Annotated in this window: 12 protein-coding genes; 5 read left to right on the forward strand and 7 right to left on the reverse strand. The window is 67.2% G+C overall.

All coding sequences use genetic code 11. From position 1 onward, the window contains the following. The 3 genes from Q8W71_RS26845 to Q8W71_RS26855 form a co-directional block, all read right to left on the reverse strand. Window positions 1-393, reverse strand: a 393-nt coding sequence (locus tag Q8W71_RS26845) for an IS5 family transposase (protein ID WP_305528398.1), incomplete at its 3' end; no start/stop codon positions are given. Window positions 394-543: 150 nt separating this feature from the next. Beyond that, the gene (locus Q8W71_RS26850) at window positions 544-873 is read right to left on the reverse strand and encodes a type II toxin-antitoxin system PemK/MazF family toxin (RefSeq protein ID WP_305528474.1); all 330 of its coding nucleotides are present in this window, start codon (window positions 871-873) and stop codon (window positions 544-546) included. Continuing rightward, complete coding sequence (locus tag Q8W71_RS26855) at window positions 866-1,108, reverse strand: hypothetical protein (protein WP_305528475.1); 243 nt, start codon at window positions 1,106-1,108, stop codon at window positions 866-868. The genes Q8W71_RS26850 and Q8W71_RS26855 overlap by 8 nt, the downstream gene beginning before the upstream one ends. Window positions 1,109-1,644: 536 nt before the next feature. Between Q8W71_RS26855 and Q8W71_RS26860 the strand changes: the two genes are divergently transcribed. Continuing rightward, complete coding sequence (locus Q8W71_RS26860) at window positions 1,645-3,309, forward strand: putative bifunctional diguanylate cyclase/phosphodiesterase (RefSeq protein ID WP_305528476.1); 1,665 nt, start codon at window positions 1,645-1,647, stop codon at window positions 3,307-3,309. Window positions 3,310-3,536: 227 nt separating this feature from the next. Here Q8W71_RS26860 and Q8W71_RS26865 read toward each other — a convergent pair whose 3' ends face one another. Further along, complete coding sequence (locus Q8W71_RS26865; protein WP_305528477.1) at window positions 3,537-4,436, reverse strand: LysR family transcriptional regulator; 900 nt, start codon at window positions 4,434-4,436, stop codon at window positions 3,537-3,539. A 138-nt stretch (window positions 4,437-4,574) separates the two neighbouring features. On the opposite strand from Q8W71_RS26865, the gene Q8W71_RS26870 reads away from it, so the two are divergent. Both Q8W71_RS26870 and Q8W71_RS26875 read left to right on the forward strand, forming a co-directional pair. Then, window positions 4,575-5,951, forward strand: a complete 1,377-nt coding sequence (locus tag Q8W71_RS26870) for an NAD(P)H-dependent oxidoreductase (RefSeq protein WP_305528478.1) — start codon at window positions 4,575-4,577, stop codon at window positions 5,949-5,951. A gap of 98 nt (window positions 5,952-6,049) precedes the next feature. Continuing rightward, window positions 6,050-7,354 (forward strand): MFS transporter, encoded by a 1,305-nt coding sequence (locus Q8W71_RS26875; RefSeq protein WP_305528479.1) that lies wholly within the window; start codon window positions 6,050-6,052, stop codon window positions 7,352-7,354. Between the two features lie 303 nt (window positions 7,355-7,657). Here the strand turns inward: Q8W71_RS26875 and Q8W71_RS26880 are convergent, their stop codons facing one another. From Q8W71_RS26880 to Q8W71_RS26890, 3 genes are all read right to left on the reverse strand, one after another. Further along, window positions 7,658-7,981 carry a DUF6883 domain-containing protein gene (locus Q8W71_RS26880; protein WP_305528480.1) on the reverse strand — a complete coding sequence of 108 codons (324 nt, stop codon included), beginning with the start codon at window positions 7,979-7,981 and terminating at the stop codon, window positions 7,658-7,660. Between the two features lie 16 nt (window positions 7,982-7,997). Continuing rightward, on the reverse strand, window positions 7,998-8,249 hold the full coding sequence (locus Q8W71_RS26885) for a DUF4926 domain-containing protein (RefSeq protein WP_305528481.1): 252 nt from the start codon (window positions 8,247-8,249) through the stop codon (window positions 7,998-8,000). Between the two features lie 157 nt (window positions 8,250-8,406). Further along, window positions 8,407-9,015 (reverse strand): recombinase family protein, encoded by a 609-nt coding sequence (locus Q8W71_RS26890; RefSeq protein WP_305528482.1) that lies wholly within the window; start codon window positions 9,013-9,015, stop codon window positions 8,407-8,409. Window positions 9,016-9,350: 335 nt separating this feature from the next. On the opposite strand from Q8W71_RS26890, the gene Q8W71_RS26895 reads away from it, so the two are divergent. Both Q8W71_RS26895 and Q8W71_RS26900 read left to right on the forward strand, forming a co-directional pair. Beyond that, a complete protein-coding gene (locus tag Q8W71_RS26895; protein WP_305528483.1) occupies window positions 9,351-10,436 on the forward strand; it encodes an efflux RND transporter periplasmic adaptor subunit in 1,086 nt (361 codons plus the stop codon). Further along, complete coding sequence (locus Q8W71_RS26900; RefSeq protein ID WP_305528484.1) at window positions 10,433-13,552, forward strand: efflux RND transporter permease subunit; 3,120 nt, start codon at window positions 10,433-10,435, stop codon at window positions 13,550-13,552. The genes Q8W71_RS26895 and Q8W71_RS26900 overlap by 4 nt, the downstream gene beginning before the upstream one ends. Window positions 13,553-13,615: the final 63 nt, after the last annotated feature.

Here is a 13,615-nt window from a genome sequence, read left to right on the forward strand (position 1 = left end):
AGCGGCCGAGCGCCTGATCGGGGGCCGGCTCGGACGCGGGCTGATCGCCAGACCCCCTTTTTTCGCGCCCGCCGCATGTTGGTGGGCGCGCACGATGGTGGAATCCACGATCAGGTACTCGAAATCGGGATCATCCGACAGCGCCGCGAAGATGCGCCACCACACGCCCTTCTGGCTCCAGCGGCTGAAGCGGCGGAACACGCTGTTCCACTCACCGAACGCAGCGGGCAGATCACGCCAGGGCGCGCCGGTGCGCACGATCCACAGCACGCCTTCGACGAACATCCGGTTGTCGCGCCCGGTCGAGCCGCGCTGATCGGGACGTCCGATGATCAGCGGTGCCATCCGCTCCCACTGCGCGTCGCTGAGAACCAAGCGATCCTGAACGCTCAAGGCTGTCCTCCAAAAGACAGCCTTGAATCACGCCTCCCGCTGAACGTGAACCCCAACAGTCCACACACCCTAGGCCCGTTAAAAATTATTACAGGATCGATGCACCATAGACTGGCTGTTGCCACGGTTCTGCATCGTACCCGTCTGCCGCTACAGATCCAAGAAGAAGGCGATTGCGCGGCTCACATCCTGCATGGTTGCCGCTTCCAACCTACCGACTTTCTGCTTGATCTTAGTGGCTGGCACGGTGACGATCTTGTCGATCTGCACTTGGCTGTCGGCAGAGAGTCCGTTTCCCATAGTAGGCTTCACGTCGATGCGCAGCATCGGCACGCCGGCGATGAGTTCAGTAGTGATCAGGCACACCGTGACGCTGTCCAAGCCGGCGAACGCGCTGTTCTGCACCACCACCCACGGCCGGGGCTTGCCCGTGTAGGCGCCTTTGGTCGCCAGGATGATGATGTCGCCGCGATCAGACATCCTCCAGATCCTGTACGTCCTCGATCAGCGCTAGGCTCTCCGCCGCGTCCGGCGCGCCCGTCACGATTTGGCACTGCCGGGCAGCCTCACGCCTGAGACTGTCCCGCACATACTGTTGCATGAGCTGCCGCAGCGCATCGCTGGTGGTGGTGTGCTCTCTTTCAGCGGCTTCGGTGAACGCCGTCCTCAGGCTGCTATCCGTCCTGAACTGCATTACGGTGCTGTCTCGCGCCATGCGTAATCTCCTCCGTACTACGGAATTATACGACATGCCGGGGTCGCTGGAAATGCCCGGCTCGGCTGAGCGGCCGGGAACGCGTTGAGGGAGAGGCCGGACGTGCCGCCGCGCCGGTAGTAGGAGGGTCAGTGTGCCATTGCAGGCATTCGATCAGACTGCGACGACGGCAGGAGCGGCAGGCTGGCGTCCCATGGTCCGGTAGACGGTCGGCCGTGAGATCTGGCCTGCTGCCGATTTGGTAGACTGGCCCGCTCCCGCCCCAGGCTGGCCATCCACATGCATGGTGAGACGCAGTGCCGTCTCGATCCCGGGTCGATACGCGATCTTGAAGCGCCCGTGCTTGGCTTGACCATCATTGCGCGGCCACGGTCCAGAAGGAGCGTCGCATGGACGGTTCGGGCGGCTTCCTGACGGGCGATCTGCGCGATCCGCAGGAGCGAAACCAAGCTCGTACAATCGAAACGGCCTCGTCATCAGATCCGCGCGTTTCCAACGCAGTGAACGTCGCACAGATCGCCGAGGGCGACTGGCTCATGCAAGTCCAGCGCTTCGAGATCGCGCTGCATCACATGAACCAGGGCCTGTGCATGTTCGACCAGCAGGCGCGATTGGTCGTATGCAACCACCGATACCGGGAGATCTTCGCCATCCCGGCCGACTACTCGCTGTTCGGCAAGACCCAGGAGGAGATCTGCGGCTTCCTCGTCGCCGATGGACGCTATCCGTCGTCGGTCACCCTCGACATGATCACGAGAAGCGTCCGTAGTGCGCTCGCCCGCCCGAGTGCCCTGCCGGTCTTCCGCGAACTCGCCGACGGCCGGATCATCGCGATCCTCTACCGCACCATCGCGGGCGGCGGCTGGGTCTCGACCTTCGAGGACATCACCGAGCAGCGGCGCAGCCAAGCACGCATCCAGCATCTCGCCCGCTACGATGGCCTGACCGATCTCGCCAATGCCCGCACCCTGCGCGAGGGCGGACAGGCGCTCTCGGCTACGGCCGCGAAGGGCCTGCCGGTTCTGGCCTGCCACTACCTCGATCTCGACCGGTTTAAGTTCGTCAACGACACCTACGGCCACGCCGTGGGCGACGAGTTGCTCCAGGCCGTGGCGGAGCGCCTGCGCGCCTGCGCCCGGCGCGAGGACGTCGTGGGGCGGCTCGGCGGCGACGAGTTCGCGCTCGTCCAGCGCGTCCCCGGCGTGGCTGCGGCGCTCGCCTTCGCGAACCGGCTCGTCGACGAGATCGGCGTGCCGTTCGAGCTGTCGGGCGGGCGCGTCGAGATCGGTGTGAGCATCGGCGTGGCCACGCACGAGGACCGCGACGCCGCCTCGGCCGCGGACGTCGAGCGCCTGCTTCAGGACGCCGACCTCGCCCTGCGCCGGGCCAAGGCGCAGGAGCGCGGCACGGTCTGCGCGTTCGAGCCGGCCATGTCGGAGGCGGCGCGGGGGCGCCTCACCCTCGAACGCGACCTGAGCGCCGCCCTGGCGGCGGAACAGATCGCGGTGCACTACCAGCCGCTGGTGGAGAGCCGGACCGGCCGGATCATCGGCGTCGAGGCCCTGGCGCGCTGGGAGCACCCGGAGCGCGGCTTCGTCCCGCCGACCACGTTCATCCCGCTCGCCGAGGAGGTCGGACTGATCGTGCCGCTGGGCGCCTGGGTGCTGCGCCGGGCGTGCCGGGACGCGGCCGCGTGGCCGGACCACCTCACCGTGGCGGTCAACGCCTCCGTCGTGCAGGTCCGGCAGAAGTCGTTCGCCGAGTCTGTGCTGGCGATCCTGGCCGAGACGGCCTTCCCGGCCACCCGGCTCGAGATCGAGATCACGGAGAGCACGCTGTTGGAGGAGAGCGAGACGACGATGCAGAACCTGCACCGGCTGCGCGAGGCCGGCGTGCGGTTCGCGCTCGACGATTTCGGGACCGGCTACTCCTCGTTGAGCTACCTGCGCCGCTTTCCCTTCGACAAGATCAAGATCGACCGCTCGTTCATGCGGGACGCCGAGGCGAGCACCGACGCCCTCGCGATCATCCGGGCGGTCGCCGGCCTCGGCACCAGCCTCGGCATCACCACGCTGGTGGAGGGCATCGAGACCGAGCGGCAGTTTCAGCTCGCCCGGGCGGAGGGGCTGAAGCAGGTGCAGGGCTACCTGTTCAGCAAGCCGATCCCGAGCGCGCGCATCGCCGAATTGGTCGCCGCATGATCGGGCGCGTCCGATTGGGGACAGGCCTTACAGATTTGAGCCATTCCATTTTGGATGTGTCCCTGCCTTATCGGCCCTGCGGCAGCTTCAGGCCATCAAATCGACCATCCAAACCGTACCGACGATCATCACACCACCCTGACTAACTTGTTTGAAGCAATATTGCGGTCGAGTTCTAGCGCTGAAACAGATCACACCGCTGCATTCCGTCATGGGCCTGGATGGGGTCATGCTCCCATCCAGAAGGGCTCGCCCGCCGCCGCGATCTGCTGCGTCAGGAACTCCGTGACCAGTTTCACCCGGAGCAGATCGCGCGTCTCGGCATGGGCGATCAGCCAGTAGGAGCGCACGAGGCGCACCTCCGGAAGGACGGGCACGAGGTTTGGATCGTTGCGCGCCATGAAGTGCGGCAGTACGCCGAGCCCGACGCCGCCGCGCACCGCTTCCAGTTGGGTGATGACGTTGGAGATCCGCACCCCGGGATGGAGGGCGGAGGAGATCTGGGGCAGGTAGTTGAGTTCGCTCGTCCAGAGCAGATCCTCGACGTAGCCGACCCAGCGGTGACCCGCGAGATCGGCCACCGATCCGATCGCCACCCGCGCGTCGCGATACGCGCGCGATGCGTAGATGCCGAGGGCGTAGTCCACGAGCTTGCGCGCGTAGAGGCGTCCGGTCTCGGGACGCGCCATGCTCACCGCCAGATCGGCCTCGCGCTTCGACAGGCTGAAGCTGCGCGGGTTGGCCACCAGTTCGATCTCGAGATCCGGTTGAGCGCCAACGAACTCCGATAGGCGCGCGGCGAGGAAGTAGGTCCCGAACCCTTCAGGGGTGCCGAGCCTGACGGTGCCACTCACCCGGTGCGACGCCTCGTCGAGATGCGCGCGCATGGTGATCGCGAGGCTCTCCATCCGCTCCGCGTCGCCCAGCAGCCGCTCGCCGGCGGCGGTCAGTACGAAGCCGGTCGAGCGCCGATCGAACAGCCGCGTGCCGAGGGCGGCTTCGAGCCCCGACACCCGCCGGCTCAGGGTCGAGTGATCGATGCCCAGGCGCTGGGCGGCGGTCGTCAGACGCCCGATACGTGCGATGGCAAGAAAGGCCGGAAGGTCGTTCCAGTCCATGTCGGGCATTGGAATTCTCGCACAGCGCGTTTGTTGATCTTCGCATGGGCTTGCAAAAACACGAAGGATAATTCTGGACCCGCGCCAAACTGCCGGACGGCGAAGCGGCTCCAGAAGCGGCCTCCGGTAGATCAGGGAGGTCGAAACATGTCACTGTTCTCGCAACTGAAACGCCGGGCCCAGCAAGGCCGACCGGTCCGCGTCGGACTGATCGGTGCCGGCAAGTTCGGCTCGATGTACCTGTCGCAGGCGCCGCGCACGCCCGGCATCCACCTCGTCGCGGTCGCCGACCTCTCCCCCGACCGCGCCCGCGGGTCGCTGCGGCGCGTCGGTTGGGACGAGGCCCGCTTCACCGCCGCCGGGATGGAGGACGCCGCCCGGGCCGGCACGACCTTCGTCACCGATGACGCGGATGCGATGATCGCGAGCCCGCACGTCGACATCGTGATCGACGCGACCGGAAGCCCCGCGGCCGGCATCCACCACGCGCTTCTCGCATGCGAGCACCGCAAACATATCGTGATGGTCAACGTCGAGGCCGACGTGCTGGCCGGGCCGCTGCTCGCCCGCCGCGCCGCGGAGGCCGGGATCGTCTACAGCATGGCTTCGGGGGACCAGCCGGCGCTCATTGCCGAACTCGTCGACTGGGCACGCACGATCGGCCTGGAGGTCATCTGCGCCGGCAAGGGCACGAAGTACCTGCCCGCCTATCACGCCTCCACCCCCGACACGGTCTGGGGTCACTACGGCTTCAGCGAGGAACAGGTCGCGGGCGGCGATTTCAACGCCCAGATGTTCAACTCCTTCCTCGATGGGACCAAGTCGGCCCTGGAGATGGCGGCGGTCGCCAATGCCTGTGGCCTCACGCCCCCACTCGACGGACTCGCCTTCCCGGCCTGCGGCGTCGACGACCTGCCGAGCCTGCTCCGGCCGGTGGCCGACGGCGGCATCCTGGCCAACCGCGGCACGGTCGAGGTGATCTCGTCCCTTGAGCGCGACACGCGCCCGGTATTCCGCGACCTACGCTGGGGTGTCTACGCGGTGTTCGAGGCGCCGAGCCGCTACGTGCAGGACTGCTTCGCGCAGTACGGTCTGAAGACGGACAGCACCGGCCGGTACGCCGCGACCTACAAGCCCTATCACCTGATCGGCCTCGAACTCGGGATCTCGGTGGCCTCGATCGCCTGCCGCGGCGAGGCGACGGGTGACACGACCGAGTGGCGCGGCGACGTGGCGGCGACCGCCAAGCGCGCCCTGCGGGCCGGTGAGCGGCTCGACGGCGAGGGCGGCTTCACCGTCTACGGCAAGCTGATGCCGGCCACCGACGCGCTGCGCCAGGACGCCCTGCCGATCGGGCTGGCCCACAACATGGTGCTCAAGAACGACGTGCCGGCCGGCCGGGCCGTGCGCTGGAGCGACGTCGCGTACGACGCGGACAGCGAGGCGATCCGGGTCCGCCGCGAGATGGAGGCCCTGTTCCGCGGCGAACTCGGCCTCGCGGAGCCGGCGCGCAAGGTCGCCTGAGCCGCCGCGACCGACTGGCCGGCTCCACGCGCCGCGGGGGCCGGCCGGGCATCCCGACAAACCAGAGAGCCCGGGAACCGGGCCGATCGGAGGAAACGATGGATCGTACAGTGAGCGTGGATCTGGCCGCCGCGGCCAGCAGGACGGATGTCTATCGCAAGATCACGTGGCGGATCATGCCGTTCATCGTGGTGTGCTACCTGTTCGCTTACCTCGACCGGGTCAATGTCGGCTTCGCCAAGCTGCAAATGATGTCGGACCTCGGCTTCAGCGATGCCGTCTACGGCCTCGGGGCCGGGATCTTCTTCCTCGGCTACTTCATCTTCGAGGTGCCGAGCAATCTGATCCTGCACCGGGTCGGAGCCCGGGTCTGGATCGCCCGAATCATGATCACCTGGGCGATCATCTCGGCCATGACCCTGTTCGTGACGACGCCGCTGCAATTCTACGTCGTACGCTTCCTGCTCGGCGTGGCCGAGGCCGGGTTCTCGCCGGGGATCATGCTCTACCTGACATACTGGTTTCCCGCCAAGAAGCGTGGTTTCGCCCTTGGCTTCTACTACATCGCCATCCCGCTGGCCGGCGTCATCGGCGGCCCGGTCTCCGGCCTAATCCTCCAGCACTTCGACGGCTCGGAGACCATGAAGGGCTGGCAGTGGCTGTTCCTGCTGGAAGCCATACCCTCGCTCCTGGCCGGCATCGCGGTGCTGTTCCTGATGGTCGACCGGCCGGAGCAGGCGAAGTGGCTCAGCGCCGAGGAGAAAGCTGAAATCCGCACCGATCTCATGCGGGAGGACGGCGACAAAGTCACCCACACCAGCTCGAAGCAGTTCCTGAAGGACATCAACATCTGGAAGCTGTCGGCCATCTACTTCATGACGATCATCGGCCTGTACGGGATCAGCTTCTGGCTGCCGTCGATCGTGAAGAACTCCGGCATCGCCAACGTCGAGTTGATCGGCTGGATCTCGGCCATACCCTACCTCGTCGCCGTGCCGGCGATCATCCTGACCGGCATCAGCGCGGACCGCACCCGTCGGCGGCGCATGCACTTCACCGTCGCCTTGGCGGTCGGCGCGGTCGGACTCGCGCTCAGCGGCTATGTCGGGCAGAGCCCGGTCGCGGCCGTGATCTGGCTCACGGTGGCGACGGCGGGTATGCTCTCGGCGCTCTCCCTGTTCTGGGGTGTGCCGTGCGCGTTCCTGGCGGGATCCTCGGCGGCGGCCGGCATCGCGATGATCAACTCGATCGGCAACCTCGCCGGCTTCGTCTCGCCGTACATGGTCGGGTGGCTGAACGTCCTGACCGGCAATCCGGCGATCGGGCTGTACGCGGTCGCGGCCTGCATGATCGTGGGCGCGGCCCTCATCCGCGTCATCCCGGCCGCGCTCGGCGATCGCTAAAAGACACGAGCGACGGGACGGCGCATAGAGCGCCGTCCCGTCGCATGCAGGCGTTGGGCTCGACCCAAGGCTCAAACAGCATCGTCTCGAAGCGAATGTTACCAGTTGCCACTGCCCAGGCAAGCAACTCGGCCCACGGCTAACAGTTATGTTGTTACGTTCGATGGGACTGCGAAAAACCACATCATCCTGAAAATATTACGGTCAATGTCATTTCTGACAAGTCTGAAACGATTGGCTTAAGCATCGTTATTTTCGATGGCCCATAATTCTGAGAACGAATCTGTCGCATGAGGCGCGAGCTTATCGAGTGAGGGGCACGGCGGTGATGAAGCGCAGCACACCGCCCTCGCCTTTCTCCCACACCGTGCACACGGGCATCGGCTGCCCGTCGTTGCCGTGGGTGTCGCCCTCGAACACCATCCGCGGCAGTTGGCCGGGGATCTGCACTTCCCGTCCAGGCTCGTTGACCATGGGATGGCGGATGAGCACCGAAGCGAGGGCCTCCGGATTGTCGAGTGTGTAGCCGAACGCGGCGAAGAACTTGACCCTCGATTGCCCCTTAGGGTGGTTCGGATTGAGCAGATAGCGAAGCAGCTTCGCTTGATTCATCTGCCAATGCATCATCCTCGGCATCGGCCGGCTACAGGGCAGCCCGCTCGATCAGCCTCAGCCTCTCCGCCGGAAGCGTGGCGAGAGCGCTGCCGAGGTCGTTGAACTCCACGACGAAGGCGTCTCCGTCGCCACAGATGTCCACGATGGTGCCCTCTGCGCCCTCGGGCAGGGCCTCGCCCTCGTCCCCCGTCACGTCAGCCGTCAGCGCCACGACATCCAACTCCCGAAGGTCGGTGCGCGTCAGCTCTTTCTGGAACTGGTAGAACGTCTCAAGGGACATGTCCTGAGGATAGGCCCGGCTCGCGGTTTTGCAAACCGATCTCCCGTCACCCGGCCTCGTCGAGGGCATCCTCGCGCCCTCACGGCTCGCGGGCTTCGGCCAGGCGCCGCGGCCTAGGATCGACAAATCCACTATCGATCGCCCCGAGGGCGTCCGCTCAAGACACTGCGCCGGCGAGTGGGAGCGGGACCGTGGCGGGCTGGCGCCCGAGAGTCCGGTAGACCGTCGGCCGTGAGATCCCGAACAGCTCGGCGAGGTCGCTGATCGCGTACTCCCCGGTGTCGTACATCCGGCGCAGCTCCTTCTGCTGCCGGTCGGACAGCTTGGGCTTCTTGCCGCGCAGCTTCCCCTTGGCGCGCGCCACCGCCATGCCCTCGCGCGTGCGCAGCCGGATCAGGTCCGCCTCGAACTCGGCGAAGGTGGCCAGGATGTTGAAGAACAGCTTGCCCATCGGGTCGGCCGGGTCGTGCACGCTGGCGCCGAGCTGGAGCTTCACCCCCCGGGCGGCGAGCGCGTCGCCGATTGCGCGCGCGTCCGGCGCGGAGCGGGCGAGCCGGTCGAGCTTGGGCACCACCAGGGTATCGCCGCCCCGCACCGCCGCCAGCGCCTGGTCGAGGCCGGGGCGGGCCCGGTTCGTCCCGGTGAAGCCCTTGTCGGTGTAGATGCGCTCGGGCTCCACCCCGAGCTGGAGCAGGGCGTGGCGCTGTGCGGCGAGGTCCTGCTTCTCGGTCGAGCAGCGGGCGTAGCCGATCAGCACGTGCGTCATGGGCCGGGCTGTAACGTATGAGGCCCGGTCACTGCAATTCTTATCGTACCAATCGAGTGAGACGCGGGCCGCCTCCGCGGATCGCGGGTTTACAGGTGGGTCCGCCGGCGTCCGCTGAACGATCCCCTTCCGGACACACCGGAAACGACCAGGGAGGGTTGGTCTGTCTGTACCCGGGCGGCGAGCTGCCGGACCGCCCTGCATCTATGTGCCCAACACTTTGCTTCTCGATGCCGCGGCCAACCGGGAGAAAGGAGGCCATTGACGATAGATGATGATCATAATAGATAATGGCCTTGATTTCAAACCGTCAACTGGCCGTGGGGGAACTGGCTATGGATGCGAGGTGGGTGATCGGTCTGGCCGGCTTGGCTCTGTCGGCCTGCTCGCCGGCCGAGACGGCCGTCACCCCTGAGCCCCCATTGGTACAGGTCACCGAGGTCGCTCCGGGCGTCGGTGGGGTCTCGCGTTACACCGGCGTCATCCGAGCCCGGACCGAGAGCAACCTCGGCTTCCGCGTCGGCGGCAAGATCTTCGAGCGTCTCGTCGACCCGGGCGACCACGTACGCCTCGGCCAGCCCCTGATGCGCCTCGACCGGACGGACTTCACCCTGGCCCTCAACGCTGCCCGTTCCTCCGTCGAAGCGGCGCGCGCGCAGATGATCAAGGCCAGGGCCGACGAGGAGCGCAGCCGCAAACTCGTGGGCGACGGCTGGACCTCGAAGCAGACCTACGACCAGAACAAGAGTGCGGCCGACGCCGCCATCGCACAGTTCGCCAACGCCGAAGCACTGGCGAGCCAGATCGAGAACCAGGCCGGCTATTCCGAGCTGAAGGCCGACGCCGACGGCGTCGTCATGGACGTGCCCGCCTATCCCGGGGAGGTGGTCGCCGCCGGACAGACCATCGTGAAGCTGGCGCGCGACGGCGCGCGTGAGGCCGAGATCTTCCTGCCGGAGGCGAGCCGAACCCTGGCGAAGGGCGACGCCACGGCGACGCTGTACGCCGACGGCGAGGCGACCTTCCCGGCCCGGCTGCGCGAGTTGTCGGCCATCGCCGACCCGGCCACGCGGACCTATCGCGCCCGCTACATCCTTTCGGGGGGCGGCGAGGACGCGCCGCTGGGCGCCACGGTGACCCTGCGGCTCAAGTCCCGGGAAGCGGCCCGGGCCGCGACGGTGGAGGTGCCTCTCGCGGCCCTGTTCAACCCGGGGCCCGGCGCATCGGTCTGGCGCTACGACGCCGCGACGGAGACGGTGAAGCCACAGGCCGTGAAGGTCGCCCGCATGGGCGAGGAACGCGCCGACGTCGTGGGCGGCCTCAACCCCGGGGACCGGATCGTGGCGCTGGGCGCCCATCTGCTGAAGCCCGACCAGAAAGTCCGCCTCGCGCCCACCAGCATGACGGGGGCGGTACGGTGAACGCGTCCCACTTCAACCTCTCGGCCCTGGCGGTGCGCGAGCGCGCCGTCACCCTGTTCCTCCTGATCGCGCTCGTCGGCGCCGGCTTCTTCGCCTTCGAGAAGCTCGGACGCGCCGAGGACCCGGCCTTTACCGTCAAGGTCATGACGGTCTCGGCCGCGTGGCCGGGCGCGACCGCCGAGGAAATGCAGCGCCAGGTCGCCGACCCGTTGGAGAAGCGATTGCAGGAACTCGTCTACTACGACCGGGCCGAGACGACGGTCCGTCCCGGCCTGATGGTGACCAAGGTCATCTTCAAGGACCAGATGCCGCCGGCCAAGCTGCAGTCAGAGTTCTACCAGGCCCGCAAGAAGCTCTCCGACCAAGCCTCCAGCCTGCCACGGGGCGTGATCGGCCCCCTGTTCAACGACGAGTTCTCCGACATCTACTTCGCCCTTTACGCCGTGCAGGCCAAGGGCCTGCCGCACCGCCAGTTGGTGCTCCGGGCGGAGGACATGCGTCAGCGGCTGCTGCGCGTGCCCGGTGTCGAGAAGATCAACATCCTCGGCGAGCAGGCCCAGAAAATCTTCGTCGAGGTCTCCTACCAGCGCCTCGCGACGCTGGGCATCAACGGCCAGCAGCTCCTGGCGGCGCTCGCCAACCAGAACGACGTGACGCCGGCCGGCTTCGTCGAGGCCGACGGGCCGCGCGTGTACCTGCGGCTCGACGGTGCCATCGACAACCTCGACGCCATCCGCGACTTGCCGGTGGTCTCTGGCGACCGCAGCCTCAAGCTCGGCGACATCGCGCAGGTGAAGCGCGGCTACGAGGACCCGAAGACCTTCGAGATCCGCAACGACGGCGAGCCGGCCCTGATGCTCGGCCTCGTGATGAAACCGGGCTTCAACGGCCTGGCGCTCGGCGAGGCGCTGAACGCCGAGGAGGTGGCGATCCACCACGAGACGCCGCTCGGCATCACCTTCACCAAGATCACCGACCAAGCGAAGGTCATCGACGACGCCATCCACGAGTTCATGGTGAAGTTCTTCACTGCGCTGGGCGTGGTGATCTTCGTGAGCCTCGTGGCCCTGGGCTTCCGGGTCGGCATCGTGGTCGCCCTGGCGGTCCCGCTCACCCTCTCGGCCGTGTTCGTGGTGATGATGCTCACCGGTCGCGACTTCGACCGCATCACGCTCGGCGCCCTCATCATCTCGCTCGGCCTGCTCGTCGACGACGCCATCATCGCCATCGAGATGATGGTGGTGCGCATGGAGGAGGGCTACGACCGCATCGAGGCCGCGACCTATGCCTGGAGTTCGACCGCCGCGCCGATGCTCACCGGCACCATCGTGACCATCGCGGGCTTCCTGCCGGTCGGTTTCGCCGCCTCCACGGCGGGCGAGTATGCCGGCAACATATTCTGGGTGGTGACCTTCTCGCTGCTCATCTCGTGGATCGTGGCCGTGACCTTCACGCCCTACCTCGGCGTCAAGCTCCTGCCGGACATCAAGAAGGTCGAGGGCGGCCACGACGCCATCTACGCCACGAAGAACTACGAGCGCCTGCGGCGCGTCGTGCGGCTCTCGGTCGACCACAAGTGGATGGCGGCGGGCGTCACCCTGGCGCTCTTCGCCGGGGCCGTGGTGGCCATGGGCAAGGTCGAGCAGCAATTCTTTCCGAACTCGGAGCGCCCGGAGCTCATCGTCGAGGTGACCCTGCCGGCAGGCTCGGCGTTCGCCACCACTGAGGCCAGTGTGAAGAAGGTCGAGGCGGCGGTACGCGGCCTGCCGGAGGCCAAGGAGATCACGAGCTACATCGGCCAGGGCATGCCGCGCTTCGTCCTGTCCTTCGATCCCGAGTTGCCGGACCCCGCCTTCGCGCAGATCGTCGTCCAGACCGCCGACGCTCAGGCCCGTGACGTGCTCCGGAGCAAGGTGCGCCAGCTCGTCGATGAGGGCCGCTTCCCCGAGGCGCGGGTGCGGGTCCTGCAGATCGTGTTCGGGCCGCCGGTCCGCTTCCCCGTCGCCTTCCGGGTGGTCGGCCCCGACCTCGACGTCATCCGTCGCATCGCGGCCGAGGTCGCCGGAGCGATGGCGACGAACCCGAACATGCGGATGGTTCACCTCGACTGGGGCGACAAGACGCCGTCCCTGCGCCTGGCGCTGGACCAGGAGCGCCTGCGCCTCATCGGCCTGACCCCCAAGGAAGCCGGCCAGCAACTGCAGAATTACCTCAACGGCACGCCGGCGACCCAGGTGCGCGAGAACCTGCGCTCCGTCGACGTGCTCCTGCGCAGCCCCGGTCCGGAGCGCCGCTCGCTCGGCGACATCGGCGACCTGACCCTGGCCACGAAGGACGGGCGGCAGGTGCCGGTCTCCCAGGTCGCCCGCCTCGAAACCCGCTACGAGGACGCGGTGCTCAAGCGCTACAACCGCGAGACCTACATCCGGGTGCAGGGCGACGTGCTCGACGGCAAGCAGCCGCCGGACGTCCATTTCCAGGTCCTCCCCCTCCTGGAGCCGATCAAGGCGAAGCTCCCGCCGGGCTACCGCATCGACACGGCCGGCTCGGTGGAGGAGAGCGCGAAGGCGCAGATGTCGCTGGCGGCGGTGTTCCCGCTGATGCTGATCGTGACGCTGACGGTCATCATGCTGCAGGTGCGCTCGTTCGCCACCATGTTCATGGTGCTCGCCACCGCACCGCTCGGCCTCGTCGGGGCCGCGCCGACGCTGCTGCTGTTCAACCAGCCGTTCGGCTTCAACGCGATCCTCGGCTTGATCGCGCTGTCGGGCATCCTGATGCGCAACACCCTGATCCTGGTAGACCAGATCCACCACGACCAGGCGGCGGGCCTCGGGGACTACGACGCCATCGTCGAGTCGACGGTGCGGCGTGCCCGCCCGGTGATCCTGACGGCAGCCGCCGCGATGCTCGCCTTCATCCCGCTGACCCACTCGGTGTTCTGGGGGGCGCTGGCCTACGTCCTCATCGGCGGCGTCGGGGTCGGCACGCTCCTGACGCTCCTGTTCCTGCCCGCGCTGTACGCCCTGTGGTTCCGGGTGAAGCGGGAGCCGCGCGCGGCGCAGGGCGCCACCCGAGCCGACACGATGCCGATGCCAATGCCGGCCAAGAGCTGAGGCTCGAATGACCATCGACGACGTCCTGGCGACGGGACGTCCCGAGATCGCGCGCTTGTCCTC

It is taken from the genome of Methylobacterium amylolyticum (assembly GCF_030700245.1).
In the GTDB taxonomy this organism is placed as follows: domain Bacteria; phylum Pseudomonadota; class Alphaproteobacteria; order Rhizobiales; family Beijerinckiaceae; genus Methylobacterium.

Bases quoted from the DNA above. Each gene is read 5' to 3' on its own strand.
- Q8W71_RS26875 (WP_305528479.1), top strand. From the start codon at position 6,050: ATGGATCGTACAGTGAGCGTGGATCTGGCCGCCGCGGCCAGCAGGACG.
- Q8W71_RS26885 (WP_305528481.1), bottom strand. From the start codon at position 8,249: ATGTCCCTTGAGACGTTCTACCAGTTCCAGAAAGAGCTGACGCGCACC.
- Q8W71_RS26895 (WP_305528483.1), top strand. From the start codon at position 9,351: ATGGATGCGAGGTGGGTGATCGGTCTGGCCGGCTTGGCTCTGTCGGCC.
- Q8W71_RS26865 (WP_305528477.1), bottom strand. From the start codon at position 4,436: ATGCCCGACATGGACTGGAACGACCTTCCGGCCTTTCTTGCCATCGCA.
- Q8W71_RS26850 (WP_305528474.1), bottom strand. From the start codon at position 873: ATGTCTGATCGCGGCGACATCATCATCCTGGCGACCAAAGGCGCCTAC.
- Q8W71_RS26860 (WP_305528476.1), top strand. From the start codon at position 1,645: ATGCAAGTCCAGCGCTTCGAGATCGCGCTGCATCACATGAACCAGGGC.
- Q8W71_RS26890 (WP_305528482.1), bottom strand. From the start codon at position 9,015: ATGACGCACGTGCTGATCGGCTACGCCCGCTGCTCGACCGAGAAGCAG.
- Q8W71_RS26880 (WP_305528480.1), bottom strand. From the start codon at position 7,981: ATGATGCATTGGCAGATGAATCAAGCGAAGCTGCTTCGCTATCTGCTC.
- Q8W71_RS26855 (WP_305528475.1), bottom strand. From the start codon at position 1,108: ATGGCGCGAGACAGCACCGTAATGCAGTTCAGGACGGATAGCAGCCTG.
- Q8W71_RS26870 (WP_305528478.1), top strand. From the start codon at position 4,575: ATGTCACTGTTCTCGCAACTGAAACGCCGGGCCCAGCAAGGCCGACCG.